The 24,441-nt window shown below is 63.0% G+C and carries 22 protein-coding genes; 16 read left to right on the top strand and 6 right to left on the bottom strand.

From position 1 onward, the window contains the following. Nucleotides 1-32 precede the first annotated feature (32 nt). A complete protein-coding gene (locus HX851_RS32890) occupies nucleotides 33-827 on the bottom strand; it encodes an IclR family transcriptional regulator (protein ID WP_177064397.1) in 795 nt (264 codons plus the stop codon). 179 nt (nucleotides 828-1,006) lie between these two features. Between HX851_RS32890 and hmgA the strand changes: the two genes are divergently transcribed. The 4 genes from hmgA (at nucleotide 1,007) to HX851_RS32870 (ending at nucleotide 4,857) form a co-directional block, all read left to right on the top strand. After that, a complete protein-coding gene (hmgA, locus tag HX851_RS32885) occupies nucleotides 1,007-2,305 on the top strand; it encodes a homogentisate 1,2-dioxygenase (protein ID WP_177056195.1) in 1,299 nt (432 codons plus the stop codon). A gap of 3 nt (nucleotides 2,306-2,308) precedes the next feature. Next, nucleotides 2,309-3,613 (top strand): fumarylacetoacetase, encoded by a 1,305-nt coding sequence (fahA, locus tag HX851_RS32880; protein WP_177056194.1) that lies wholly within the window; start codon nucleotides 2,309-2,311, stop codon nucleotides 3,611-3,613. A gap of 12 nt (nucleotides 3,614-3,625) precedes the next feature. Beyond that, nucleotides 3,626-4,264 carry a maleylacetoacetate isomerase gene (gene maiA, locus HX851_RS32875; protein WP_177064398.1) on the top strand — a complete coding sequence of 213 codons (639 nt, stop codon included), beginning with the start codon at nucleotides 3,626-3,628 and terminating at the stop codon, nucleotides 4,262-4,264. A gap of 107 nt (nucleotides 4,265-4,371) precedes the next feature. Then, complete coding sequence (locus tag HX851_RS32870) at nucleotides 4,372-4,857, top strand: BUD32 family EKC/KEOPS complex subunit (protein WP_177056192.1); 486 nt, start codon at nucleotides 4,372-4,374, stop codon at nucleotides 4,855-4,857. Nucleotides 4,858-4,889: 32 nt separating this feature from the next. Here the strand turns inward: HX851_RS32870 and HX851_RS32865 are convergent, their stop codons facing one another. Further along, complete coding sequence (locus HX851_RS32865) at nucleotides 4,890-5,693, bottom strand: SirB1 family protein (protein WP_177064399.1); 804 nt, start codon at nucleotides 5,691-5,693, stop codon at nucleotides 4,890-4,892. Nucleotides 5,694-5,873: 180 nt separating this feature from the next. On the opposite strand from HX851_RS32865, the gene HX851_RS32860 reads away from it, so the two are divergent. Beyond that, nucleotides 5,874-6,893 carry a Leu/Phe/Val dehydrogenase gene (locus HX851_RS32860; protein ID WP_177056190.1) on the top strand — a complete coding sequence of 340 codons (1,020 nt, stop codon included), beginning with the start codon at nucleotides 5,874-5,876 and terminating at the stop codon, nucleotides 6,891-6,893. Between the two features lie 160 nt (nucleotides 6,894-7,053). Here HX851_RS32860 and HX851_RS32855 read toward each other — a convergent pair whose 3' ends face one another. After that, complete coding sequence (locus HX851_RS32855; RefSeq protein WP_177056189.1) at nucleotides 7,054-7,314, bottom strand: YebG family protein; 261 nt, start codon at nucleotides 7,312-7,314, stop codon at nucleotides 7,054-7,056. A gap of 390 nt (nucleotides 7,315-7,704) precedes the next feature. Between HX851_RS32855 and HX851_RS32850 the strand changes: the two genes are divergently transcribed. Continuing rightward, nucleotides 7,705-8,205 (top strand): phosphate-starvation-inducible protein PsiE, encoded by a 501-nt coding sequence (locus HX851_RS32850; protein ID WP_177064400.1) that lies wholly within the window; start codon nucleotides 7,705-7,707, stop codon nucleotides 8,203-8,205. A 146-nt stretch (nucleotides 8,206-8,351) separates the two neighbouring features. Here HX851_RS32850 and HX851_RS32845 read toward each other — a convergent pair whose 3' ends face one another. Further along, nucleotides 8,352-8,693 (bottom strand): YXWGXW repeat-containing protein, encoded by a 342-nt coding sequence (locus HX851_RS32845; RefSeq protein WP_177056187.1) that lies wholly within the window; start codon nucleotides 8,691-8,693, stop codon nucleotides 8,352-8,354. 264 nt (nucleotides 8,694-8,957) lie between these two features. Between HX851_RS32845 and HX851_RS32840 the strand changes: the two genes are divergently transcribed. Continuing rightward, nucleotides 8,958-10,487: a DUF1800 domain-containing protein gene (locus HX851_RS32840; protein WP_177064401.1), complete on the top strand. Its 1,530-nt coding sequence runs from the start codon at nucleotides 8,958-8,960 to the stop codon at nucleotides 10,485-10,487. A 50-nt stretch (nucleotides 10,488-10,537) separates the two neighbouring features. Then, nucleotides 10,538-11,734: a DUF1501 domain-containing protein gene (locus HX851_RS32835; protein WP_177064402.1), complete on the top strand. Its 1,197-nt coding sequence runs from the start codon at nucleotides 10,538-10,540 to the stop codon at nucleotides 11,732-11,734. Here the strand turns inward: HX851_RS32835 and HX851_RS32830 are convergent. Both HX851_RS32830 and HX851_RS32825 read right to left on the bottom strand, forming a co-directional pair. Continuing rightward, nucleotides 11,731-12,060 carry a DUF3509 domain-containing protein gene (locus tag HX851_RS32830; RefSeq protein ID WP_177056184.1) on the bottom strand — a complete coding sequence of 110 codons (330 nt, stop codon included), beginning with the start codon at nucleotides 12,058-12,060 and terminating at the stop codon, nucleotides 11,731-11,733. The two genes, HX851_RS32835 and HX851_RS32830, sit on opposite strands and share 4 nt — an antisense overlap. A gap of 157 nt (nucleotides 12,061-12,217) precedes the next feature. Continuing rightward, complete coding sequence (locus tag HX851_RS32825; RefSeq protein WP_177056183.1) at nucleotides 12,218-13,606, bottom strand: aminotransferase-like domain-containing protein; 1,389 nt, start codon at nucleotides 13,604-13,606, stop codon at nucleotides 12,218-12,220. Nucleotides 13,607-13,783: 177 nt separating this feature from the next. Between HX851_RS32825 and HX851_RS32820 the strand changes: the two genes are divergently transcribed. From HX851_RS32820 to HX851_RS32785, 8 genes are all read left to right on the top strand, one after another. Next, nucleotides 13,784-14,983 (top strand): benzoate/H(+) symporter BenE family transporter, encoded by a 1,200-nt coding sequence (locus HX851_RS32820; protein WP_177056182.1) that lies wholly within the window; start codon nucleotides 13,784-13,786, stop codon nucleotides 14,981-14,983. Nucleotides 14,984-15,262: 279 nt separating this feature from the next. Then, a complete protein-coding gene (locus tag HX851_RS32815) occupies nucleotides 15,263-15,676 on the top strand; it encodes an HPF/RaiA family ribosome-associated protein (protein ID WP_177056181.1) in 414 nt (137 codons plus the stop codon). A 223-nt stretch (nucleotides 15,677-15,899) separates the two neighbouring features. Further along, a complete protein-coding gene (locus HX851_RS32810) occupies nucleotides 15,900-16,475 on the top strand; it encodes an RNA polymerase sigma factor (RefSeq protein ID WP_177056328.1) in 576 nt (191 codons plus the stop codon). Beyond that, nucleotides 16,472-17,458, top strand: coding sequence for a FecR family protein (locus tag HX851_RS32805; protein ID WP_177056180.1), 987 nt, complete (start codon nucleotides 16,472-16,474; stop codon nucleotides 17,456-17,458). Before HX851_RS32810 ends, HX851_RS32805 begins: the two co-directional genes overlap by 4 nt. Before the next feature lie 236 nt (nucleotides 17,459-17,694). After that, nucleotides 17,695-20,145: a TonB-dependent siderophore receptor gene (locus HX851_RS32800; protein WP_177064403.1), complete on the top strand. Its 2,451-nt coding sequence runs from the start codon at nucleotides 17,695-17,697 to the stop codon at nucleotides 20,143-20,145. 333 nt (nucleotides 20,146-20,478) lie between these two features. Beyond that, complete coding sequence (gene dacB, locus HX851_RS32795; protein ID WP_177056178.1) at nucleotides 20,479-21,999, top strand: D-alanyl-D-alanine carboxypeptidase/D-alanyl-D-alanine endopeptidase; 1,521 nt, start codon at nucleotides 20,479-20,481, stop codon at nucleotides 21,997-21,999. Nucleotides 22,000-22,185: 186 nt separating this feature from the next. Beyond that, nucleotides 22,186-22,365 carry a DUF6026 family protein gene (locus HX851_RS32790; protein WP_177056177.1) on the top strand — a complete coding sequence of 60 codons (180 nt, stop codon included), beginning with the start codon at nucleotides 22,186-22,188 and terminating at the stop codon, nucleotides 22,363-22,365. 202 nt (nucleotides 22,366-22,567) lie between these two features. Then, nucleotides 22,568-24,313 carry a phosphoethanolamine transferase CptA gene (locus tag HX851_RS32785; RefSeq protein ID WP_177064404.1) on the top strand — a complete coding sequence of 582 codons (1,746 nt, stop codon included), beginning with the start codon at nucleotides 22,568-22,570 and terminating at the stop codon, nucleotides 24,311-24,313. Nucleotides 24,314-24,441: the final 128 nt, after the last annotated feature.

Genomic DNA, 24,441 nt, shown 5'->3' with positions numbered 1-24,441 from the left:
GAGTCCATCCAATTACAAGGTCGGTGTTTGATTCAGGTCTTCTGGTAACCCATCCGCCAACTGACGGCTTCGCTCGCCGCCAGCAGGCGCCTGGCCGCCGGGCCATCCTCATCGGCATGGAACAGGGATGTCGGGCCGACCACGGTCAGTACCGCCGCCACCTTGCCCACGGCATTGAATACCGGCGCCGACAGCGCATCGACCCCCGGCATCAACAACCCGTGGACAAAATGCAGGCCGCGTCGGCGGATCTGTTCGCAGGTCATGGCGTAGGTCGCCGCATCGGCCAGCGGGTGAGGGTGGCCGGCCTTGAGCTCGGCCTCACGCAGGTCGACGGTCTCGCGATCCGGCAGAAAGGCGTTGAACACCAGCCCGGTGGACGAGCTGAGCAACGGCAGCACCGAACCCAACTGCGTCACCACCGTCACCGCGCGCACCGCCGGTTCGATATGTACCACGGTTGCGCCGTGATTGCCCCAGACCGCCAGAAAGCAGCTTTCATTGAGGTCGTCGCGCAGCTCCGCCAGGGGCAGCGCGGCCACTTGCAGTACATCCATGCCGTTCAGCGCCGCCAGGCCGACCCGCAGCGCCTCACGGCCGAGACCGTAGTGGTTGGTCGCCACGTTCTGCTCGGCGAAGCCGCTGGCGATCAGCGCCTGCAGGTAACGGTGGACCTTGCTCGCCGGCATCTGCACGTGTTCGGCCAGGCGCGACAGCGAGGTGCTGGGCGACAGCTCGGCCAGGGCCTTGAGGATGTCGGTACCGACCTCGGCCGAGCGGACTTTCTGTTTACCGTTGCTGTCGCTGGTGCTGCGCGGCTTTTCCATGGAGGCGATGTGATCCCGGGACGAATGGGCGTCTTTATAGCTTGACGGGCACCGCCAATCAAATTACGTTTTGCATAATCGAATTACGCAATTCATAATTTCCAACCGATAAAAACAAACCGACCTGGCTGCACGTCGATAATCGAGGCAGGCAACGGTCCACTCCACCAGGAGGCTCCATGAACCTCGACTCCACGACGCTGGCCTATCAGTCCGGCTTCGGCAACGAATTCAGCAGCGAGGCGTTGCCCGGTGCCCTGCCGGTCGGCCAGAACTCGCCGCAGAAAGCCCCTTACGGGCTCTACACCGAACTGTTTTCCGGTACCGCCTTCACCATGGCCCGCAGCGAAGCCCGGCGGACCTGGATGTATCGCATCCAGCCGTCGGCCAATCACCCGGCGTTCGCCCGGCTCGACCGGCAACTGGCCGGCGGCCCGCTGGGCGCCGTGACCCCCAATCGCCTGCGCTGGAACCCGCTGGAGATCCCGGCCGAGCCCACCGACTTCATCGATGGCCTGGTGAGCATGGCGGCCAACTCGGGCGCGGACAAACCGGCGGGTATCAGCATCTACAGCTACCGCGCCAACCGCTCGATGGAGCGGGTGTTCTTCAATGCCGATGGCGAACTGCTGCTGGTACCTGAACTGGGCCGCCTGCGTCTCGCCACGGAACTCGGCGTGCTGGAGCTGGAACCGCTGGAAATCGCCGTGCTGCCCCGGGGGCTGAAATTCCGTGTCGAACTGCTCGACCCGCAGGCCCGCGGCTATATCGCCGAAAACCACGGCGCGCCGCTGCGCCTGCCGGACCTCGGGCCGATCGGCAGCAACGGCCTGGCCAACCCCCGTGACTTCCTCGCGCCGGTGGCCCGTTACGAAGACCTCAAGCAACCGACCACCCTGGTCCAGAAATTCCTTGGTGAACTGTGGGGTTGCCAGCTCGATCATTCGCCGCTGAACGTGGTCGCCTGGCACGGCAACAACGTGCCGTACAAATATGACCTGCGGCGCTTCAACACGATTGGCACGGTCAGCTTCGATCACCCGGATCCGTCGATCTTCACCGTCCTGACCTCGCCGACCAGCGTCCACGGCCTGGCCAACCTCGACTTCGTGATTTTCCCGCCACGCTGGATGGTGGCCGAGAACACCTTCCGGCCGCCGTGGTTCCACCGCAACCTGATGAACGAGTTCATGGGCCTGATCCAGGGCGCCTACGACGCCAAGGCCGAAGGCTTCCTGCCGGGCGGGGCTTCCCTGCACAGTTGCATGAGTGCCCACGGTCCGGACGGCGAAACCTGCAGCAAGGCGATTGCCGCCGACCTGGCGCCGAGCAAGATCGATAACACCATGGCCTTCATGTTCGAGACCAGCCAGGTGTTGCGCCCGAGCCGCTTCGCCCTCGACTGCCCGCAGTTGCAGAACAATTACGACGCTTGCTGGGCGACCTTGCCCGCCACCTTCAACCCGGATCGGAGATAACCCATGACTCAACCAACCCTCACGCGCAGCTGGGTTGCGTCCGCCAACGGCCACGCCGACTTCCCGTTGCAGAACCTGCCGTTGGGCGTGTTCAGCCGCCAGGGTTCGGCACCGCGCAGCGGCGTGGCGATCGGCGAGCATATCTTCGACCTGCAGGCGGCCCTGGACGCAGGGCTGTTCGACGGAGCCGCCAAGGCCGCGGTCGAGGCCACCCTTGGCGGCCGGTTGAACGCTTTCTTTGCCCTCGGTCGTGCTGCCCGTGTCGCCCTGCGTGAGCGCCTGCTGGAGTTGCTGGGCGAGGGCAGCAGCCTGCGCGACCGGATCGAGGCCCTGGGGGGGGGCGTACTGCCGCTGGCGGCGGACTGCGTGATGCACCTGCCGGCGCAGATCAACGACTACACCGACTTCTACGTCGGCATCGAGCACGCGCAGAACGTCGGCAAGCTGTTCCGTCCCGACAACCCGCTGCTGCCCAACTACAAGTACGTGCCCATCGGTTACCACGGCCGCGCCTCGACCATTCGCCCATCCGGCACCGATGTCCGCCGGCCCAAGGGCCAGACCCTGCCGGCCGGGCAGAGCGAGCCGGTATTCGGGCCTTGCGCGCGGTTGGACTATGAGCTGGAACTGGGTATCTGGATCGGCCAGGGCAATGCCATGGGCGACTCGATTGCCATTGCCGATGCGGCGGAGCATATCGCCGGTTTCTGCCTGCTCAACGACTGGTCGGCGCGTGACGTGCAGGCCTGGGAATACCAGCCGCTGGGACCGTTCCTGTCGAAGAGCTTCATCACCAGCATCTCGCCCTGGGTGGTCACCGCCGAGGCCCTGGCGCCGTTCCGCAAAGCCCAGCCGCCGCGTCCGGCGGGCGACCCGCGGCCGCTGCCGTACCTGTTCGATCAACGCGACCAGGAAAACGGTGCCTTCGATATCGAACTGGAAGTGCTGCTGTTGACCGAATCGATGCGCGAACAGCAATTGCCACCTGAGCGACTGACCCTGAGCAACACCCGCCACATGTACTGGACCGTGGCGCAGATGGTCGCGCACCACAGCGTCAACGGCTGCCAGTTACAGGCCGGCGACCTGTTCGGTTCGGGCACCTTGTCGGGTCCCGAGGCCGGGCAGTTCGGCAGCCTGCTGGAGATCACCGAAGGCGGCAAGAAACCGGTGGAACTGGCGTCGGGCGAAGTACGCAAGTTCCTTGAGGACGGCGACGAAATCATCCTGCGCGCCCGTTGCAGCCGTGAAGGTTTCGCCTCCATCGGCTTCGGCGAATGTCGCGGCAAGATTCTGCCGGCGCGTTGAGAGGAGCGGGTCATGGAGCTTTACACCTACTACCGTTCGACCTCGTCCTATCGCGTGCGCATCGCCCTGGCCCTCAAGGGCCTGGATTACCAGGCGCTGCCGGTCAACCTGATTGCCGCTGGCGGCGGCGAGCACCGGCAGGCGGCGTACCTGGCGATCAACCCGCAAGGGCGGGTGCCGGCGCTGCGCACCGATGCCGGTCATGTGATGACCCAGTCGCCGGCGATCATCGAGTTCCTGGAAGAGCGTTATCCCCAGGTGCCGCTGCTGTCCCGCGACCTGTCGACCCGCGCCCGGGAGCGGGCGGTGGCGGCCTTGATCGGCTGCGATATCCATCCGCTGCACAATGTCAGCGTGCTCAATCTGCTGCGTCAGTGGGGGCATGATGAGGTACAGGTGCAGGAGTGGATCGGGCACTGGATCAGCCAGGGGTTGGCGGCTGTGGAGCAACTGATCGGCGATATCGGCTACTGCTTTGGCAATGAGCCGGGGCTGGCCGATGTCTACCTGGTGCCCCAGCTGTATGCGGCCGAGCGCTTCAAGATTTCCCTGGAGGCGTATCCGCGCATTCGCCGGGTGGCCGCGTTGGCGCAGCAGCATCCGGCGTTTATCCAGGCCCACCCGGCGAACCAGCCCGATACCCCGGCCTGATAACCGTACCCGATCGTTCCCACGCTCCAGCGTGGGAATGCCGCCCTGGGCGCTCCGCGTCCGCTCCACCGAAGGACGCCTTCGATACTCGCGTAGGTCCGTATGCCGTGAAGTCATTCAAGGAGACCGACAGGCAGGCGGCTGCCCATGAGTTGGCCCTGTGCAATCGGTACCTGGACTCACAGGCAAGCGCTTCACCCAGGGCGTTCATGATCGAGCGGAAGTTGATCATGCCTTTTATCCAGGGCGAAATACCGACGAATATCGAAGTGGAAAAGGCGGTCAAGGAGCTTTATGGGCACGGGTTCATGATGGGCGATCCTGCTCCCCGCAATTTTATAAAGAACGGTGCCGGTAGTGTTGTTCCGGTCGATTTCGGATTGGTCTTTGGAACCAACGAATATCTGGGTTTGCCCGCGCAAATAAAGACCGAAATAGTCCATGACTATGTCAAGGGAGGACATCATTGCGTCAAGGGGGGCGTCAGGGATCACTACACCCAGGTCATGCGGGAAATGGATGAGTCATTGGGCGACAAGAGTCCGACGAGAAGAATAAACGTCAAGGTGCTACTCAAATCGGGACTGTTTTGATCCGAAGGTTCTGGCTTGACGCTCCCTTCGGACTAATGCACCACCGTATTGGGCGGCAACTGCCCCAGTCGTTCCGTCAGGCGCAGGCGCTGGATCGGGTCTTCGCTGAGCAGCAGGGCCCGTTCCAGGTCGTAGCGCTCGGCCCGTGGGCACTCCAGTTTCTGGTACAGGCTGGCGCGGGCCAGGTAGTCGCTGGCATTGCCCTGGCCCAGTTCCAGGACCCGCTCGGCATCCCTTAGCCCGGCCAGGAAGTCATCGTTGGCCAGGTGCAGTTGCCGTAGGTTGCGTGACAGGCGCTGGAGCATCTGGGTCGGCGTGGCGGTCTGCATATGTTCGGCACGCAGGAGCATGCCGGGGCCGTATTGGCGGCTCAGCAGTTCGCGGCAATCGTTGGGGTATAAACGGCGTCCGCCGCAAGGATCGAGCAGATGGTCGGCGCCCGGCACCCGCAGCAGGAAATGTCCGGGGAAATTCACGCCCACCAGCGGGATCTCCAGGCGTCGGGCCAGTTCCAGGGCGATCAGCGCCAGCACCAGCGGCTGCCCGCGCTTGCGTTGCAGGACCTTGTCGAGCAGCGCCGCATGGGGACGCAGCGGCGTGAATTCATCCTGCTGGAAACCCAGGTCGTTCAAGCGGCGCAAAAGCGGTTGTGCCAGTTCGCTGACCGGCAGCATCGGCAACCCAGCGCTGACCCGTTGCTGCAGGTCCTTGAAATCCTGCAACAGGCTGTCGGGCTGCACCTTCGGGTCATGCTCGGCGGCCAGCCACAGCGCGGCCTCGAACACCGCAGGCGGTGTGCGCTCCAGGCAGGCAAAAAAGGCTTGGCGGGGGTTCATCGAAATCTCCGGCAGATGCTCCGTTTTAGCCCTGCGGCGGGGTTTCGTCCAGTGCCTTCGCAGCCCGGATGAGTTATGTCATAAAGCCTGCAACGAGCATCGGCTTATTCCCCGGTACTTCGGCATTCTTTGCGGCGAAGCCTATACTCGCTGTACAAGAAGTGATCAGGGGGCTATTCGATGTTTGCTCTCATGCAAAGCACTCGCCTTGAATCGCTGCACCTCAGCGTCGACCCGGTGACCGGGTTGAAGGCGGTGATTGCCATCCATAACCGTCGCCTGGGACCGGCCCTGGGCGGCTGTCGTTACCTTGCCTATCCCGATGATGAAACGGCCATGATCGATGCCATTCGCCTGGCCCAGGGCATGAGCTACAAGGCCGCCCTCGCCGGGTTGCCGGTGGGCGGTGGCAAGGCGGTGATCATCCGCCCGGCCCATGTCGAAAGCCGCGCCGCGCTGTTCGAAGCGTTCGGTCGCTGTATCGAACAGCTCGACGGCCGCTATATCACCGCGATCGACAGCGGTACCTCGACCGCGGACATGGATTGCATCGCCCAGTACACCCAGCACGTCACCAGCACCACCAGCGCCGGCGATCCGTCACCCCATGCGGCCATGGGCGTGTTCGCCGGCATCCGCACCACCGCCATGGCGCGCCTGGGCAGCGACAATCTCGAAGGCCTGCGGGTGGCGGTGCAGGGCCTGGGCAATGTCGGTTATGCCCTGGCCGAGCAGTTGCATGCGGCGGGGGCGGAACTGCTGGTGAGTGACAATGACCAGGGTAAGGTACAACTGGCGATGGCGCAGTTCGGCGCGCATCCGGTAGCCACCGAGGCGTTGATCAGTACGCCCTGCGATATCTTTGCCCCCTGCGGCCTGGGCAATGTCCTCACTAGCCAGAGCGTGATGCAACTGCGTTGCGCGGCGGTCGCCGGTTCCGCCAATACTCAGCTGACCAACCTGAGCGTCGCGGACCAGTTGGAAAAGCGCGGGATCCTCTACGCGCCGGACTACGTGATCAATTCCGGTGGCCTGATCTATGTGGCGCTCAAGCACCGGGGCGAGGAACTGCCGAACATCACCGCGCACCTGTCGCGGATCGGTACGCGCCTGACCGAAGTCTTTGCCCATGCCCAGGCGGAAAAACGCTCGCCGGCACGGGTCGCGGACGAGCTCGCGGAGCGACTGCTGTACCGCTGAGGGGGCAGGTGTGCAGTTTCCTTTGTAGGAGCCGGCTTGGACCTTGTAGGAGCGGAGCTTGCCCGCGAAGCTTTTAGCGTTCTCGCCGGCCTCTTCGCGGGCAAGCCCGCTCCCACATAAACACAGTTCCCACAAACTGATATCTACAGGTGGCGGTGTCTTATTCGGCAGGTGCCGAAAGCAGCTCGGCCAGGGCATCCGGCTGGCTCTTGAAGGCCTTGGCAAACACATCGCGGTTTTTCGCCATGTAGATACCGGCTTCTTCCACCTGTTGCTCGCTCAGCGAGGGCACGGCTTTTTGCAGGACTTCAGCCAGCAACTCGGCCAGTTCGAGCATCTTGTCATGACGGTCAGCTTCGGCTTTATCCATGAACAAACGCTCCAGGTCCCGGCTGCTGCGGTATACCACTTCGACGGCCATTTACCACCTCATATGCCTTCACGATAAATTGTCTTTTGCGATTACTGTATTTATATACAGCATAAAGGATAAGCCAATCCCCAGGGTTTGGGTAGTGGCTTTTTAATGTAGCCGGGTTTCAGGGTTTGTCAGGGAACCACGACGGCTGCTTCGCGGGCAAGCCGGCTCCCTCGGCCTCCATTTCTTGCCAGGATCTTGTACTCGACGCAAATCCTGCGGGAGCTGGTTTGCCCGCGAAAGGGCCGGCACAGGCAAGACCGAACGTGCCTTGAAACACATGCCCACCATCTCACTCAGGCTTCTGGCCTTTTTTCTGCATGCAGTTGAATGCAGTGAAACAGTCACCTTCAACCCGCATCATCCGATCGAACCGATCTAAGGACGTGCACCGTGAAAATCAATTGGGCCGAGAATCTGCGGCAAAACGTGCACCAGGTAGCCGAATCCCTGGGCAACCTGTTCGTCGAGTCCTTCCATTACCTGGCACTGTTCGCCATCGGCGGGGTCACGGCCTGGGCGGCGGTGATGGAGTTCCTGGTGATGATCGAAGAAGGTCACATCAAGATCGACGACATCCTGCTGCTGTTCATCTACCTCGAACTGGGGGCGATGGTCGGGATCTATTTCAAGACCAACCACATGCCGGTGCGCTTCTTGATCTATGTGGCGATCACCGCGCTGACCCGGCTGCTGATCTCCAATGTGTCGCACCACAATCCACCGGACATGGGCGTGGTGTACCTGTCCGGGGCGATCCTGCTGCTGGCGTTCGCGATCCTGGTGGTGCGTTATGCCTCGTCGCAGTTCCCGTCGGTGAAGATCGAGCATCCGCAGCGCAAGACCGGAGAGGGCTCCAGCGAGCACCCGGAAGTGGAGAAGGGCGAAACCTGAGCATCGCCGATCATTCCCACGCAGAGCGTGGGCATGCAGCCGCGAGGCTCCGCGTCACAAGAGCGGACGCGGAGCGTCCAGTGAGGCATTCCCACGCAGAGCGTGGGAACGATCGGCACGCGGTGTGGGCACGATCAAACAACGGGTCAGTTGACCCACACCCCGGCCCGCAGGTGCCAGCCGTCACCCAGCCGTTCCCAGTGCGGGTGCACATAGCGGTAGCCCGGGCGCACGGGTTCCCAATGGCCGTGCATCGCCACATACCGGCGGCCGTCCCAGTGCCAGTAGCCACGGGCCCAGACAAAGCCCGGACGGTAGGCCGGTTCCACTTCGATGACTTCCTGTGGCGGCGGTTGCGGTGCCACCACCTCGACGTAACGCGGCCCCGGACGCTCGACGATCACCGGGCGCTCGTGCACCACCCGCTCCTGCACACAGCCCGATGCGGCGACGACAACCGCCGCCAATGCGGCATAACGAAAAAACATCAGACCTCCTCGGATTGTCCCGGACATGACGTGTTTCTGGTTGAACAACAGGGCCGTCACAAGCGACCGGCTATGCTTTGTTGTAACAGCCTGTATCTGTCCGTTGCCTGAAGCCGGAGGCTTTTTCCGTTCGATATGAAACCGTCTGTCGGCGCGCGTGGATCCCGCCGAGGAGTGCTTGTCTGTCAGCATCCGGACAGGCAATCGGGTAGACACTGGCGCTGTGGTGGACGATGTTTTTCCCTTAGCCAGGAAGCCTTTTGCATGCCGCTTGTTCGTGCTGTCTTGCGCTCGTTGTATGTGTCGATTTTCATGGGGTTGCTGCTGCCCGTACCGGCCATGGCGGAGCCCTTGAGTCCCGCCGATTCGGCGTGGCTGCGGCGTGACGGTTTTGACCTGGACGCGGCGAATGTCGCGCGCTTTCGGGCCATGGGCCGTGCCGGCCTGTTGCAGGCGCAACTGGGCGATCGCATCCGCGATCCGTTGCCGGCGTCCATCGAGGCCCAGTTGCGCAGCTATCCGATCCTGGCGACCCCCTTGCAGGCGACCTTGCTGGCATTCAAGCAGGCCCAGGAGCAGTTCAAGTCGATGCCCGAGGGCGACGCCCAGGTCGCGGTGAAAAAGGCCGTGCAACAACAGGCCAATGACGCCGCCGACCAGGCCCGGCAGATCGTCCTGTTGCGGGCGGTGTATGGCGGCAACCAGCTCAAGGAACAGCTGGTGTGGTTCTGGTTCAACCATTTCAGCCTCTTTTCCGGCAAGGGCGCGGTGCGGCTGATGGCGGCGGACTACGAGGAGCGGGTGATCCGCCCGCATGCCCTGGGCAAGTTCAAGGACTTGGTGCTGGCCACGCTGAAAAGCCCGGCGATGCTGGAGTACCTCGACAATGCGCAAAACGCCAAGGGCAAGGTCAATGAAAACTATGCCCGTGAATTGATGGAACTGCACACCCTGGGCGTGGGCGCCGGCTATACCCAGCAGGATGTCCAGCAACTGGCGTTGATCCTGACCGGTGCGGGCGTGCTGCCGATGGATGGCCGCCAGCAGAAATTCGGGCCACGGGTGGCTGCCCAGGTGGTGCGCGACGGCATGTTCGAGTTCAATCCCAAACGTCACGACTTCAGCGACAAGGTGCTGTTGGGGCAGTCGATTCCGGGCAGTGGTTTTGACGAGATCACCCGTGCCGTCGAGTTGATCACCCGCCAGCCAGCCTGCGCCCGGTTCATTTCCCGCAAGTTGGCCGAGTACTTTGTTGCCGATCAGCCGCCCCAGGCGCTGGTGGATCGCATGGCGCTGACCTTCCAGCGCACCGACGGCGATATCGCCCAGGTCATGCGCACGTTGTTCGAGTCTCCCGAACTGCTGCAAAGCGCCGGCAGGAAGTTCAAGGACCCGATGCAGTTCGTGGTTTCGGCCGTGCGCCTGGCCTATGACGGCAAGCCGATCGCCAACCCGCGTCCGCTGCTCAATTGGCTGAACCAACTGGGCGAGCCGCTGTTCGGCCGCCAGACGCCCGATGGCTGGCCGCTGGATGCCGCCGGCTGGGCCAGTTCCGGGCAGATGTCCAAGCGCTTCGAAATCGCCCGGGCCATCGGCGCGGGCAATAACCGCTTGTTCACCCCCGAAGGCAGCCAGCAGCCAGGCGGTGGTTTTCCGCTGATCACCACGCCGCTGTACTACGACGCCATCGGCCCCCATCTGTCGACGGCCACCACGGCGGCGCTGAACCAGGCCCGGTCGCCCCAGGAGTGGAATACCTTTCTGTTGTCCTCGCCGGACTTCAACAACCGTTGACCCTGCCCATTCTTTACCACCACAGGCTTTACCCAAGAAAAGGTGCCGTGATGAATCGTCGAGACTTTCTGCAGGCTTGCGCGGTGACTGCAACGCTGCCGACCTTGTCGTTTTCCGCGAAGCTGTTCGCCGCGCCCGCATCGGCCCCGCGTTTCCTGATGGTGTTCCTGCGCGGTGGCTACGATTGCAACAACCTGCTGGTGCCGTATGCCAGCGACTTCTATTACGAGTCGCGCCCGACCCTGGCGATTGCCCGGCCCGATCCACACAACGCCGACAGCGCCATCGCCCTTGACGCTCACTGGGGCTTGAATCCGGTCCTGCGCGATTCGCTCTATCCGTTGTGGCAGCGCAAGCAGATTGCATTTATCCCCTTTGCCGGGACCGATGACCTGTCCCGCAGCCATTTCGAGACCCAGGACAATATCGAAGCCGGCCTGCCCGGCGGCCAGCACGGTCACTACGGCTCGGGGTTTCTGGCGCGCCTGGCGGGTGCGGCCCCGGGCAGTGCGCCGATTGCCTTTACCGATGCGTTGCCCTTGAGTTTCCAGGGCGGCAAGGACATTCCCAACCTGTCGCTGCGCGGTGTTTCCAAGCCGGTATTCGACGATCGCCAGTCGGCGATCCTTGCCTCGATGTACCAGGGCACGCCGCAGGCCGCTTCGGTGTCCGATGGACTGGAATTGCGCCAGCAGGTGTCCAGGGACTTGCAGGACGAGATGATGAAAGCCGGGCGTGGCGCGCCGACGGCGAAGAACTTCGCGGTGCAGACCCGGCGGATCGCTACCTTGATGCGCGAACAGTATCGCCTGGGTTTCGTCGATGTCGGCGGGTGGGATACCCACGTCAACCAGGGCGCCGCGCGCGGGCAGTTGTCGAACAACCTTGCCAACCTCGGCCAGGGCCTGGCGGCTTTCGCCGAGGCCATGGGCGAGCAATGGAAAGACACCACGGTGGTGGTGGTTTCCGAGTTCGGCCGGACCTTTCGCGAGAACGGCAATCGCGGCACCGACCATGGACATGGCACGGTGTATTGGGTGCTGGGCGGCAGCGTGCGAGGTGGACGGATCGCCGGCGAGCAGGTCGCGGTCAATGCCGTCGGCCTGCTGCAGAACCGCGATTATCCGGTGCTCAACAATTATCGCGATGTGCTGGGTGGCCTGCTGGGGCGCACCTGGGGCTTGTCCGGTGCGCAACTTCAGACCGTTTTCCCCGGCGCGCGCCCCAATGGGTTGCAGTTGCTCTAAAGGCCATTGGCCAGGTAACCACGGCCGTGTCCGCCGACCTTGGGTGGTCGGGCCAGCAACTTGAGGCTGTCGCTGTCGGTCATCGCGGTGAGGATATCCAGGGCACTGTGGCCCTGCTCGATGGCGATGCCGAACTGTACGCTCTGGATCAAGCGCTTCAAACGTTGCGGGTCATTGCGTTGCTCGGCGCTGATCATCCGCTTGGCGACGACCCCGCCGGCATTGGACAAGGTGAGCATGATGCTGCCATCCAGGCGTTGCAGACTCAGGTTGACGCGGTACTCGGGCTGGAAGGCGTCGTTGATCAACTGAAAGGGATTATCCATGGTCTTCACCGCTCTAATCGAAACATGCAGTCATTGACTGGTCGGTATCCGGATTGGTTCGTTATTCCGGACCACTGGCAGGTCGACTGCCCTGGCCTCATGCCGGGGCAGGACCTCGGCAATGACTTAGCAAGCCCTGTGCCGATTGGACGACCGTTCAGTAGTAACGACGTGGATTGGAGTCGATCAGGCTGGCCAGCCTGGTCAGGGCGAAGCGCAGTTCTTCGCGGCTGGTGGGTGACATCAGCACGATCCGCACGCTGCGGGTCGGGCTGCTGCGTTCGGCCTGGAACTGGGTGCCGCTGAGTACCAGCACGCCATTGGCCCGCGCCAGCAGGGTGAACTCGTCGCCGCTCCAGGGCTCCGGCAGGGTCAGCCAGAGATGGTAGCTGTGGGGCTGGGCGCTGATCTGGAAACCGTGGAAGACCTCGGCGGCGATGGCCTGGCGGGCCGCCGCTTCCTGGCGCTGGACCTGTACCAGTTGAGTATCCAGCCCTTCGGCAAGCACCGTGCTGGCCAGTTGTGCGGTGAGCGGCGAGGGCATCCAGACGCTGCTGCGCACCATGGACGTGAGGCGCGACAGCAGTTTCGGCGGGCTGTACAGGTAGCCGATGCGCAGCGCCGGCATCACCGCCTTCGACAGGCTGGTCAGGTACACCGACCGTTCCGGGGCGTAGCTGGAAAGTGCCGGGATGCTCGGGTCGGTGGCGAGGAAACCGTAGATATCGTCATCGATGATGATGAAGTCGAACTCTTCGGCAATCGCGGCAATCTGCGCCCGACGCCTGGCCGACATGATCGCCGTGGTCGGATTCTGGCAGGTGGCGACGCAGATCAGCAGCGCCGGTTTTTCCTGGCGACAGCGTTCACGCAGGGCTTCGGGAATGATCCCTTCCTCATCCATCTCGATGCCGCCCAGGCGCCGTTCCAGGCCGTGGGCCAGGGAGATGATGCCGGGGTAGCAGAGCGACTCGCAGAGCACCAGGTCGCCACTGTTGCTCAAGGCGCTGATCGCCACCATCAGGCCATGTTGCGCGCCGGCGGTGATCACCACTTGCTGCCACTGCGCCTCGGGCAGCGCATGGCGCAGCCACTGGGCACCGGCTTCGCGATGGGCCGGATGGCCGCCATCGGGGGCGTAGTCCAGGGCGCGGGTGAAATCCGGGTCGTTGGCCAGGGTCACCAGGGCGTCGCGCAGGCCGTGTTCGAGGGTATCGCCGTGGGGCTTGATGATCGATAGATCGAGCAGGTCGCCCGGCCCGCTGCCCAGCTGGGCGGCGGTCGGTTGGCGCGAGGGCGTCGACGGGTTCTGTTCGAGCACGTAGGTGCCGCGACCGACCGCGCCCTGCACCAGCTTGCGTCGCTGGGCTTCGCTGTAGGCCCGGCTGATGGTGCCGGGGGTGACATCCAGGGCCTGGGCCAACTCGCGCAGGGTCGGCAGGCGGTCGCCGGCGCGCAGTTTGCCACTGGTGATATCCCGCGCGAGGGCATCGGCGATGGACAGGTACACCGGTTGATTGAAGTCGCCGAGTTGAGGAACCCACATGTGTATTGGCTGCCGATCATGGAAACAGGAATGTGCAGCAGCTTATCACAGGGGCGAAGCAATAAAACGGATTGAGTCTATTGAATCGAATCAATTGTTCGGAATAGACTGAATGCTCTTCGATTCAATCGAATCAATGCTTCTCCCCCGTTCCTCTTCCCGACAGGCACCGACGCAATGAGCAGCCTCAGCAAGGATTTTTCGTTATCGGCGGTCATCGCCGGCTTTATCGCAGTGATCATCTCCTATGCCGGGCCGCTGATCATCGTGTTCCAGGCGGCGTCCCAGGCGCACCTGTCGAGCGACCAGGTGTCGTCGTGGATCTGGGCGATTTCCATTGGCAGCGGCGTTACCGGCCTGCTGCTGAGCTGGCGCCTGCGGATCCCGGTGATCACCGCCTGGTCGACGCCAGGGGCGGCGCTGCTGGTGTCGATGTTGCCGACGGTGTCCTTCGCCGAAGCCATCGGTGCCTATCTGGTGGCCTCGTTGATCATCGTCGTGGTGGGGTTGTCCGGGGCGTTCGACAAGCTGATGAACCGTCTGCCCAAGGCGATTGCGGCGGCGATGCTGGCGGGAATCCTGTTTCGTTTCGGCGCCGAACTCTTCACCTCGATCCGTGTGCAGCCGGCGCTGGTGCTGTCGATGATCGCCGCCTACCTGGTCTTCAAGCGTTTCTCGCCACGCTATGCGATTCTCGCGGTGCTCCTGGTCGGCTGCGGCTTTGCGGCATTCATGGGCGAACTCAACCTCTCGGCTGTCACCGTGGCGGTGGCACAACCGATCTTCACCGCGCCGCAGTGGAGCTGGCATGCGATCATCAATATCGGTCTGCCCCTGGCCCTGGTCACCCTGACCGGCCAGTACGTGCCGGGCATGGCGGTATTGCGCACGGCGGGCTACCTGAATCCGGCGCGGCCGATCATTTCCCTGACGGCCATCGGCTCGCTGCTGCTGGCGCCCTTCGGCGCCCACGGCCTGAACCTGGCGGCGATCACGGCGGCGATCTGCACCGGCCGTGAGGCCCACGAGAACCGCGACAAGCGTTATATCGCCGGGATCGCCTGCGGGCTGTTCTACATCCTCATGGGGACCTTTGGCGCCACCCTGGCCTCGGTGTTCAGCGCCTTGCCCAAGGAGCTGATCGCCTCACTCGCCGGGCTGGCCCTGTTCGGCGCGATCAGTGCCGGCTTGAGCGGAGCGATGGCTGACGAGAAACAGCGTGAAGCGGCGCTGATCACCTTTCTGGTGACGGCGTCGGGCATGAGTTACCTGGGCCTGGCGGCGGCGTTCTGGGGGCTGATCTTCGGCCTGGTGGCGCATTTTGTCCTGAGCTACACACGCGAACGCAAGGTGCTGGCGGGGCAGGGCAACAACTGATCGGGATGGGGAGGAGCGCAGGGTGCGAAAAGCGCTGGCGGCTGGCCTTTTCTGCCGGGGTTGTATCAGAAAATGACAGTAAAGCACTTCGACCCAACTCCCGACCTTACCAGTGCTTTTGCGGCTTGTCCGGCTTTTTTCGTCGGAAAAAATTATCTTTCAAAAAGGCTTGAATTGTTTTTTCAGCTGCCCAATTGTGTAGACAAGAGGTTGCGTTTTGCACCGCCTCCCAGCGGTGTGGCGAACCTCTTGCGAGCTAGCTGAAATAAGGGAAGAACTATGCAAATCCAAGTCAATAGTGATAACCATATTCAAAGCAGCATTCGACTGGAGGAGTGGGTCCGCACAACTGTTGAGAGCGCGCTCGAACGTTATGAAGAAGACCTGACACGGGTCGAAATTCACCTGAAGGACGAGAACGGCGACAAGCCGGGTCCGCACGATATGCGCTGCCAGATGGAGGCGCGGCCAAAAAACCATCAACCGATTTCGGTCACCCATAAAGCCGATACGCTGGAACAGGCGATCGATGGGGCGGCCAACAAGCTGGAGCATGCGCTGGAACATCTGTTTGGCAAGCTGCAGGCCAAACGCGCGGTGATCGTCAAAGGCGAACGCCGCGACCTGGAGACCGCCCTGCTGGAAGAAGAGTTTGAAGAAAAAGAGCGCGTACGCCTGGCCGCCAATGGCTGATCGTCAGCGTTGAAAGAACCACGGGCCTGCGTTGCTTGCAGGCTCACCACGCCAAGGGCGCCCTGATCAGGCGCCCTTTGTTTTGCCCAGGCGTTTTACCCGGGGCTCGACAAGCGGCACCGAGTCGGCACGATGGAGGGATTTCGTCGGCGCCTTTTGCATATGAGAATATTTATCATTAATATTGCGCGATTATTCGTACCGGGGTGGTGCCGTTTTGAACCTGATGCTGACACCGCCGGAATCACCGGAGGCGAACGAGCTGGATAGCAGCATCGGCCGCGCGCATTTTCTCCAGGTATTTCTATCCCAGCGCTCGCAGATGGAAGCGCTGGTCAGCCGGCGCGTCGGTTGCCGGGCGACGGCGGCCGATCTGGTGCAGGACCTGTTCCTGCGTTTCTGGCGGCGACCGCTGGTGCAGGTGGAGGAGCTCAGCACCTACCTGCTGCGCTGTGCCGGCAACATTGCCATCGACCATTTGCGCAGCGAGGGCGCCCGCGTGCGAGTCAATGAAGGCTGGCTGCCCGAGCAGCACAACGAGAGTGTCGAGCCCCAGGCCGCGCTGGAGGCGGGCAACGACCTGCGCCATGTCGAGGCGGCCTTGCGTGCGCTGCCTGAACGTACCCGGCAGATTTTCCTGCTGAACCGGATCCATGGGCGCAAGTACGCGCAAATCGCCAAGGCCATGGGCCTTTCGCAAAGTGCCGTGGAAAAACATATGATGCGCGCGCTCGAAGCCTGCAAGGCCAGTCTTCGAGATCCCCAGATATCGCGTACGCCAGGGAATGCACCGCAATGAACAGCACCAGCGTCCAGGTGACGCCCGATCAGGAACAGGCTGCGCTGGCCTGGCTGAGCCTGTTGCACGACCAGCCGAGCAGTGGCGACCAGGCGACGTTCAGTCGCTGGCTGCAGGCCGATCCGGCCCATGCCGAAGCCTATGCCCAGGCGCAGGTGCTCTGGGAGTTGAGCGAGGTGCCGGCGAGCAAGCTGGCGCAGGAAGAGGCCTTTGCCCTGCAGGGGTTTCTCAGGGCCATGGAGCGCCCGCGACGCAGCGGGCCATGGCGCTGGTCCGCGCCGCTGGCGATGGCCGCCTGCCTGCTGTTGATGATTTCCCTCGGTGCCGGTTGGCAGCCGCAGCGCTGGCTCGACGACCTGGGTGCCGATTATGTCTCCGCGCCGGGGCAGGTACGCACGGTGGTGCTGGCCGACAAGTCGGAAGTGACCCTGGATACCGACAGCGCTATCGCCGTGGATTTCAGCGGTGGTGAACGACATGTGCGGCTGCGTCGTGGCTCGGCGTTTTTCAGCGTCAGCCATACCGGCGAACCCTTTGTGGTGGACGCCCTGGGCGGTGAGGCCCGGGTGCTCGGCACCCAGTTCGAAGTGCGCCTGCAAGCCGAGGGTGTCCGCGTTACCGTACTGTCGGGCCGGGTCGGCGTCACGCCACAGAAGGGGGCGCAGCAGCAGGTACTGACCGCCAACCAGCAACTGGCCTATGCCGACGGCACCGCGCAGCCGCTGCACAGCGTTGACAGCGATATGCAGTTGGCGTGGCGCCAGGGCTGGCTGAATTACTCGAAGGCCTCCCTGGCCGAAGTGGTCGACGACCTGCGGCGCTACTACCCGGGACGGATCCTGGTGTTCAACGACTCACTGGCGGCACGACGGGTCAGCGGCAGTTTCCCGAACAAGGACCCGCAGGCGGTGCTGGATTCGTTGCAGGGCGTGCTGGGATTCGAACAACACACGCTGCTGGGGCGGCTGATCGTCCTGCGCTGATGATCGTGATCGTTCCCACACTCCGCGTGGGCATGCAGTCCGTGACGCTCTGCGTCACATTAACGGCGGACGCAGAGCGTCCAGTGAGGCGTTCCCACGGGGACCGTAGGAACGATTCGCCTTGCCTGTGAAAATATTTTCAAAAAACAGGTGAGGTAAACCCGGGCGACGTTCGTGTAGTGAGTGAAAGTGCGATGCATTCGCATTAATGGCTTATCTACACACGGGTCTCCAGCATGAAGTCCAGGGCAAAATCGGTGGCAGGCAGTTCGGTCAAACAGTGGCTCGGCGCTTCGGCGCTGGCGGTTTCGGGGTTGGCCCTGTTGCCGCTGAGCGTGGCCCAGGCCGTCGAGTCGAGCACGCAACACAGTGCCGTCTTCAACTTTTCGATTGCCGCCAAGCCCTTGCCCCAGGCCCTGAATGACTTCAGCCGGGTGACCGGCCTGAGCGTGGTCTACACCGACGAAGCCCCCTACGGCCTGCAGGCGCCAGCGGTCAGCGGGCAGATGAGTGCCGAGCAGGCCATGCAACGCCTGCTGGGCAACTCCGGCTTCACCTTCCGCCGCACCGACGAACACACCCTGGCCCTGGAGCCGCTGCCGACCCAGGGTTCACTGAACCTCGGCGCCACCACCATCAGCGGCAGTCGCCCGGTGGACGGTGGCGGTAGCAGCTACCAGCCGCCGCAGGTCACTTCGATCGCCCGCTCCAGCGCCTCGCTGCAGGAAATCCCGCAGACCATCAACGTGGTCCCGGCCCAGGTCGTGCGTGACCAGACCCCGCGTAACCTGGATGACGCGCTGAAGAACATCAGCGGCATCACCCAGGCCAACACCCTCGGCAGCACCCAGGACGCGGTGATGATTCGCGGCTTCGGCGACAACCGCAACGGCTCGATCATGCAGGACAGCATGCCACTGGTGCAGGGCCGCGCGCTGAATGCCACCACCGAACGGGTCGAAGTGCTCAAGGGCCCGGCCTCGCTGCTCTACGGCATCCAGGACCCGGGCGGGGTGGTCAACCTGGTCAGCAAGAAACCCCAACTGGAACAATACAACGCCGTGACCATCCGTGGTTCAAGCTACGGCAACGGCAAGAACGGCAGCGGTGGCAGCCTCGACAGCACCGGCGCCATCGGCGACAGCAACCTGGCTTACCGGATGATCGTCGACCATGAGGACGAGGACTACTGGCGCGACTTCGGCACTCATCGCGAAACCCTGATCGCGCCGTCCCTGGCCTGGTTCGGTGAGAGCACCAAGCTGCTGTTCGCCTATGAACACCGTGAGTTCCTCACGCCGTTCGACCGTGGCACGGCCATCGACCCGAAGACCAACCACCCGCTGGATATTCCCGCCGGCCGCCGCCTGGACGAACCGTTCAACAATATGGAAGGCCGCTCCGACCTCTATCACTTCGAGGCCGATCACGACCTTAACGACAACTGGAAAGCCCACTTCGGCTACAGCTGGAACCGCGAGACCTATGATGCGAGCCAGGTCCGTACCGTTTCGGTCAACCCCAACGGCACCCTGACCCGCAGCATGGACGGCACCCAGGGCGCGCTGACCACCGACCGCTTCACTACCGCCAGCCTCGAAGGCAAGGTCCAGGTCGCCGGCATGCAGCATGACCTGGTGTTCGGCCTGGATGACGAGTACCGCAAGATCTACCGTGCCGACCTGATCCGCCAGAGCCAGCGCGGCCCTTTCAATTACCTGGACCCGGTGTACGGTCGGGAAGTCGAGGGGGCCACTGTCAGCCCCAAGGACAGCGACCAGACCGACCTGCTGCGTAGCGACGCGGCTTTCCTGCAGGACTCGATCCACCTCAACGACCAGTGGATCCTGGTCGCCGGCGGGCGCTTCGAGACATTCGACGAATATGCCGGCAAGGGTCGTCCGTTCCAGGTCAATACCGACACCAACGGCCAGAAATTCTCGCCGCGTTATGGCCTGGTATACCGTTACACCGATGAGCTGTCGTTCTATGGCAGCTACACCGAATCCTTCAAGCCGAACTCGACCATCGCCCCGCTGGTGACCACCGGCACCCAGCGGCTGGTCCTCGACGGCTCGATCGATCCGGAACAGTCCAAGTCCTGGGAACTGGGGGCCAAGCTCGATATCCCCGGTCGTGTGACCGCCACCGCGGCGCTCTTCGATATCCACAAGCGCAATGTGCTGGTGACCGTCGCCGAAGGCCTGACCAACCAGTACAGCGTCGCTGGCGAAGTGCGTTCCCGGGGTCTGGAAATGGACGTCAGTGGCCAACTGAGCGATCGCTGGAGCGTGATCGGCAGCTACGCCTACACCGATGCCGAGGTGACCAAGGACGCCAACTTCCAGGGCAATGACCTGCAGAACGTGGCGAAGAACAGTGGCTCGCTGTCGGCGGTCTATGACTTCGGCACTATCGTGGGCGGCGACCAACTGCGCGTGGGTGCCGGTGCCCGTTATGTCGGCGAACGTGCCGGCGATGCGGCCAACACCTTCGAACTGCCGGGCTACACCGTGGCGGACGCCTTCGCCACCTACGACACCAAGGTCGAAGGGCAGAAGGTCAAGTTCCAGCTCAACGTGAAGAATCTGTTCGACAAGACCTACTACACCTCGGCGGTCAGCCGGGTATTCGTCTCCATGGGCGATTCGCGGCAGGTGTCGCTGTCCAGCACCCTGGAGTTCTGATGATGTCCCCCAGGCTCGGGCATGGGCTCTGAAGACGTCATACCCCTTGTAGGAGCCGGCTTGCCGGCGATAGGGCCTCCGAGCCTTGCGGCACCTGTCCTGGCCTCATCGCCCACGCCGGCTCCTGCACAAGTCAGTTCATGCCTGCCGGTCTTCTAATACCGCCCTGTCCCTGGAATGCCGGTCAATCGCGCATGGATTCCCGGGACAGTGTTACCGCATAATTCCCCGCGTTGACTCGATAAGTGCCTTGTCCTTACGTGCCTCCTGAGTGATGGGCCGTGCCTTGCGGCGCGGCTCTTCTGTATGTGTCGGTTGAAATTGAGGCAGAAGATGAATTGGCTACAAGGTTGCATGGGCAAGGGGGTCGCGGCGGCCTTGCTGGTATTGCTGGGGGCCTGCTCCAGCAAGGCGCCGAAAGCGCCAGAACCGGTACGGACGGTTATCCTGCAAGCGGCGCAGTTGCCACTGCCATTGCCCCGCTCGAACTTTTGCGCCGGTCTCGACAGCAGCCTGCGCGGTCCGGTCATGCAAGGCGCGGTGACCTCGCTGGTGGTGCGCGAGGCGGACAGCGGCAAGCTGGTCTGTGAATTCAACGCGCAAACCCGGCTGGTCCCGGCCTCCAGCATGAAACTGGTGACCACGGCGGCGGCGATGGAAGTGCTCGGCGCCAACTTCCGCTTTTCCACCAGCCTGCTGACCACCGGGACGCAGCAAGGCGGGCTGCTGGTCGGCGACCTCTACCTGCGCGGCACGGGCGATCCGACGATGCGCCAGGAAGATTACCAGGCCCTGGCGGCCGGGCTGGCGCGCAAGGGCATCACCCGGGTGCGCGGCCGGCTGATCCTCGATGACACTGCTTTTGACCGTGAGCGGCTCGGGCTCGATTGGGACAGCGCGGACGAGCAGCAGTATTTTTCCGCGCAGATTTCCGCGTTGAGCGTATCGCCCAATGACGATTTCGACGTCGGTTCGATCCTGGTCAACGTGAGCTCAGCCGGTGCGCGTCAACCACCGCGTGTCAGCTTCACGCCCGAGAATCGCTATATGACGCTGGTCAACCGTGCCACCACCGGACGTGGCGGGCCGCTGGTGGTCAGCCGCGGTCATGGCGGCAATCTGTTGCGCATCGACGGGGCGTTGCCCAAGGGCGCCCGGCGCGTCGCCCAGGTCACGGTCTGGGAGCCTACCGGACTGGTCGCCGATCTGTTCCGCAGCGCCCTGGTCCGTGAAGGCATCGTCGTCGAAGGCGGCAGCGTGCTGGGTATGGCCACGCCGGCCATGGCCCGACCGCTGGTCGAACACCAGTCGCCGGTACTGGCAGACCTGATGGCGCCGTTGCTGAAATTGTCGAACAACAACATGGCGGAAATCCTGCTCAAGTCCATGGGCCGCAAGACCGCCAATGCCGGTACCGCGGTGGCGGGCGCGGCGGCGGTGAACGGCTTCCTGCTGCGCCATGGCATACCGCCCACGGGCTTGTTGCAGGTCGACGGTTCCGGCTTGTCGCGCCGCAACCAGGTTTCCGCACGGACCCTCGGCGATCTGCTGCTGACGGCGCGCACCCAGCCCTGGTTCCAGGCCTGGTACGCGGCGTTGCCGGTGGCCGGCAATCCTGACCGGATGATCGGCGGCACCCTGCGCAAGCGCCTGCGCGGGACGGCAGCGGCCAACAACCTGCACGCCAAGACCGGTAGCATGCGCAGTGTGTCGTCGCTGGCCGGCTACGTCACCAGCCGCGACGGACGGCTGCTGGTGTTCGCCATGCTGACCAACAACTATGCGGTTGGAGGTCGGCAGATCAAGGCCGTGGAGGACTCGATCGTCGAGTCCCTGGCCAACAAGAGCGACTGAGCCTGGCCGCCGCAGGCTCATGTTCGGCGGCGCCTTACGCTCGGCGCCGCCTGCGGGACACAGCGACAACAAAAAATAAAAAAGTTCCCAAGTGCGAAAAAAGAATCCAAAATTACTGTGAATGAGCCGCCCGCTGCGATCCAGCGGTGCGGGCTCCACCGCAACAGACCCTTCGCGAGGTGAGCAATGGGTACGGTATCCGCAGTACGTCCTCCCCAAACCCTGTATGTCACGATCCGCCGTGATGAACTGCGGCAATTGAAAGACGAACGCGAAGCCCTGCTGCAACAGGTTGCCCAGTTGCGCGAAGCGCTGCACACGCAGGCCCTGGCCGCGCAAGCCCCGGTGCCACAGCTGGGGCAGTGATCGACCGACGCCGGTTACCGCTGTACCCGGTGCCACGCCTGCCCCTTCAGGGACGGGAGCGAATGCTCCCGACTCACGAACTTTTCACATTCATCTACCGATACTCCAACCGGTTTAGCCGTGCGTAATTCGTGCGGCCGTTTTTCGTGGACGCTTTTTTTATCGGCGCCACGATTCAGGTAGCGACTGGCTGGAGTGTTCTATGGCGATGTTCAAACGCAGCCCCAAGTCTGCGAAAGGTTTTGATTGGGCCGGATTCGGCTGGCTGTTCCTGTTCTTCTGGTACTTCTCGGGCATCACCCAACTGCTGATCCAACTGACTGGCACTTCCGGCTTCACCGGCTTTCGCCAGGCATTCTTCATGAGCGCCATCTGGCTGGCGCCGATGCTGCTGTTTCCCAGAAAGACCCGCCTGCTCAGTGCCGTGATCGGCCTGGTGCTGTGGGCCTGCTCCATGGCGAGCCTGGGCTACTTCTTCATCTACCAGCAGGAGTTCTCGCAAAGCGTCATCTTCATCATGTTCGAGTCGAACATCGCTGAAGCCGGCGAGTACATGACCCAATACTTTGCCTGGTGGATTGTGCTGGCGTTCATCGCCCATACCGCCGTGGCGATCTTCCTGTGGACCCGCCTGCGCCCGGTCCATCTGCCACGCGGCCAGGCCCTGGTCGCGGCAACGGCAATCCTGGTGGCGGTGATCGGCTACCCGCTGTTCACCCAGATCAATCGCAGCGCGACCCTGGCCGAGGGCCTGGAGCGCTTCGAGACCCGCGTCGAGCCCGCGGTGCCCTGGCAGATGCTGGTGGCCTACCGTCGTTATCGGGAACAACTGGACAATATGCAGGGCATGCTCGACAACGTCAGCAAGATCCCGCCACTGCATAACCTCAAGGACAGCCAGGCCGGCTTGCCCGCCACCCTGGTGCTGGTTATCGGCGAATCGACCAACCGCGGACGCATGAGCCTCTACGGCTACCCTCGGGAAACCACGCCGAATCTGGACAAGCTCAAGGAACAGCTGGCGATCTTCGACAATGTCGTCACGCCGCGGCCCTACACTATCGAAGCCCTGCAACAGGTCCTGACGTTCGCTGACGAAGAAAATCCCGATCTGTATCTCAAGACGCCATCGCTGGTCAGCGTGATGAAACAGGCCGGCTACAAGACCTGGTGGATCACCAACCAGCAGACCATGACCAAGCGCAACACCATGCTCACGACTTTCTCCGAACAGGCTGACGAGCAGGTGTACCTCAACAACAACCGCAACCAGAATGCCCGGCAATACGACGGCGACGTGCTGGAGCCGTTCAACAAGGCCCTGGCGGACAGCGCACCGCGCAAGCTGATCGTGATCCACCTGCTGGGCACGCACATGAGCTACCAGTACCGTTATCCGCCGACCTTTGAAAAGTTCGCCGACCGTACCGGTGTCCCGCCCGGCCTGACCGATGACCAGGTACCGACCTACAACAGCTACGATAACGCCGTGCTGTACAACGACTTCGTGGTATCGAGCCTGATCAAGGACTATGCCAAGACTGACCCCAACGGCTTTTTGCTGTACCTGTCGGACCATGGCGAAGATGTCTTCGACTCGCTCGGCCATGCGACCCTGGGGCGTAACGAAGCCAGGCCGACCGCGCCGATGTACACCATTCCGTTTATCGCCTGGGCATCGCCGAAATGGCGTGAAACCCATGAGTGGAACTTCGCTTCGGACCTGAACCGGCCCTACAGCAGTTCCAACCTGGTCCATACCTGGACCGACCTGGCCGGCCTGAGTTTCGACGAGCAGGACCTGAGCAAGAGTGTGGTCAACGATCAGTTCAAGGTTCGCCCCTTGCTGATCGGTGATCCCTACGCCCGTGCGCAGAAGGCCCTGATCGATTTCAGCCTGATCAAGCCCAAGACTGTTTCTCCACCTGCCGACGTCGTCAAGAAGTAATCCCGTACACGGACCCTGTAGGAGGCTTGCCAGCGATGAGGCCCATAAGCCATGCATCGCCCGAACGGACGCCATCGCCGGCAAGCCGGCTCCCACAGTTCGGCGGTGCAACACCGATGATTGTTGTG

Source organism: Pseudomonas gingeri, from assembly GCF_013385635.1.
Lineage (GTDB): Bacteria > Pseudomonadota > Gammaproteobacteria > Pseudomonadales > Pseudomonadaceae > Aquipseudomonas > Aquipseudomonas gingeri_A.
This window is presented reverse-complemented; position numbering and strand designations above follow the sequence as displayed.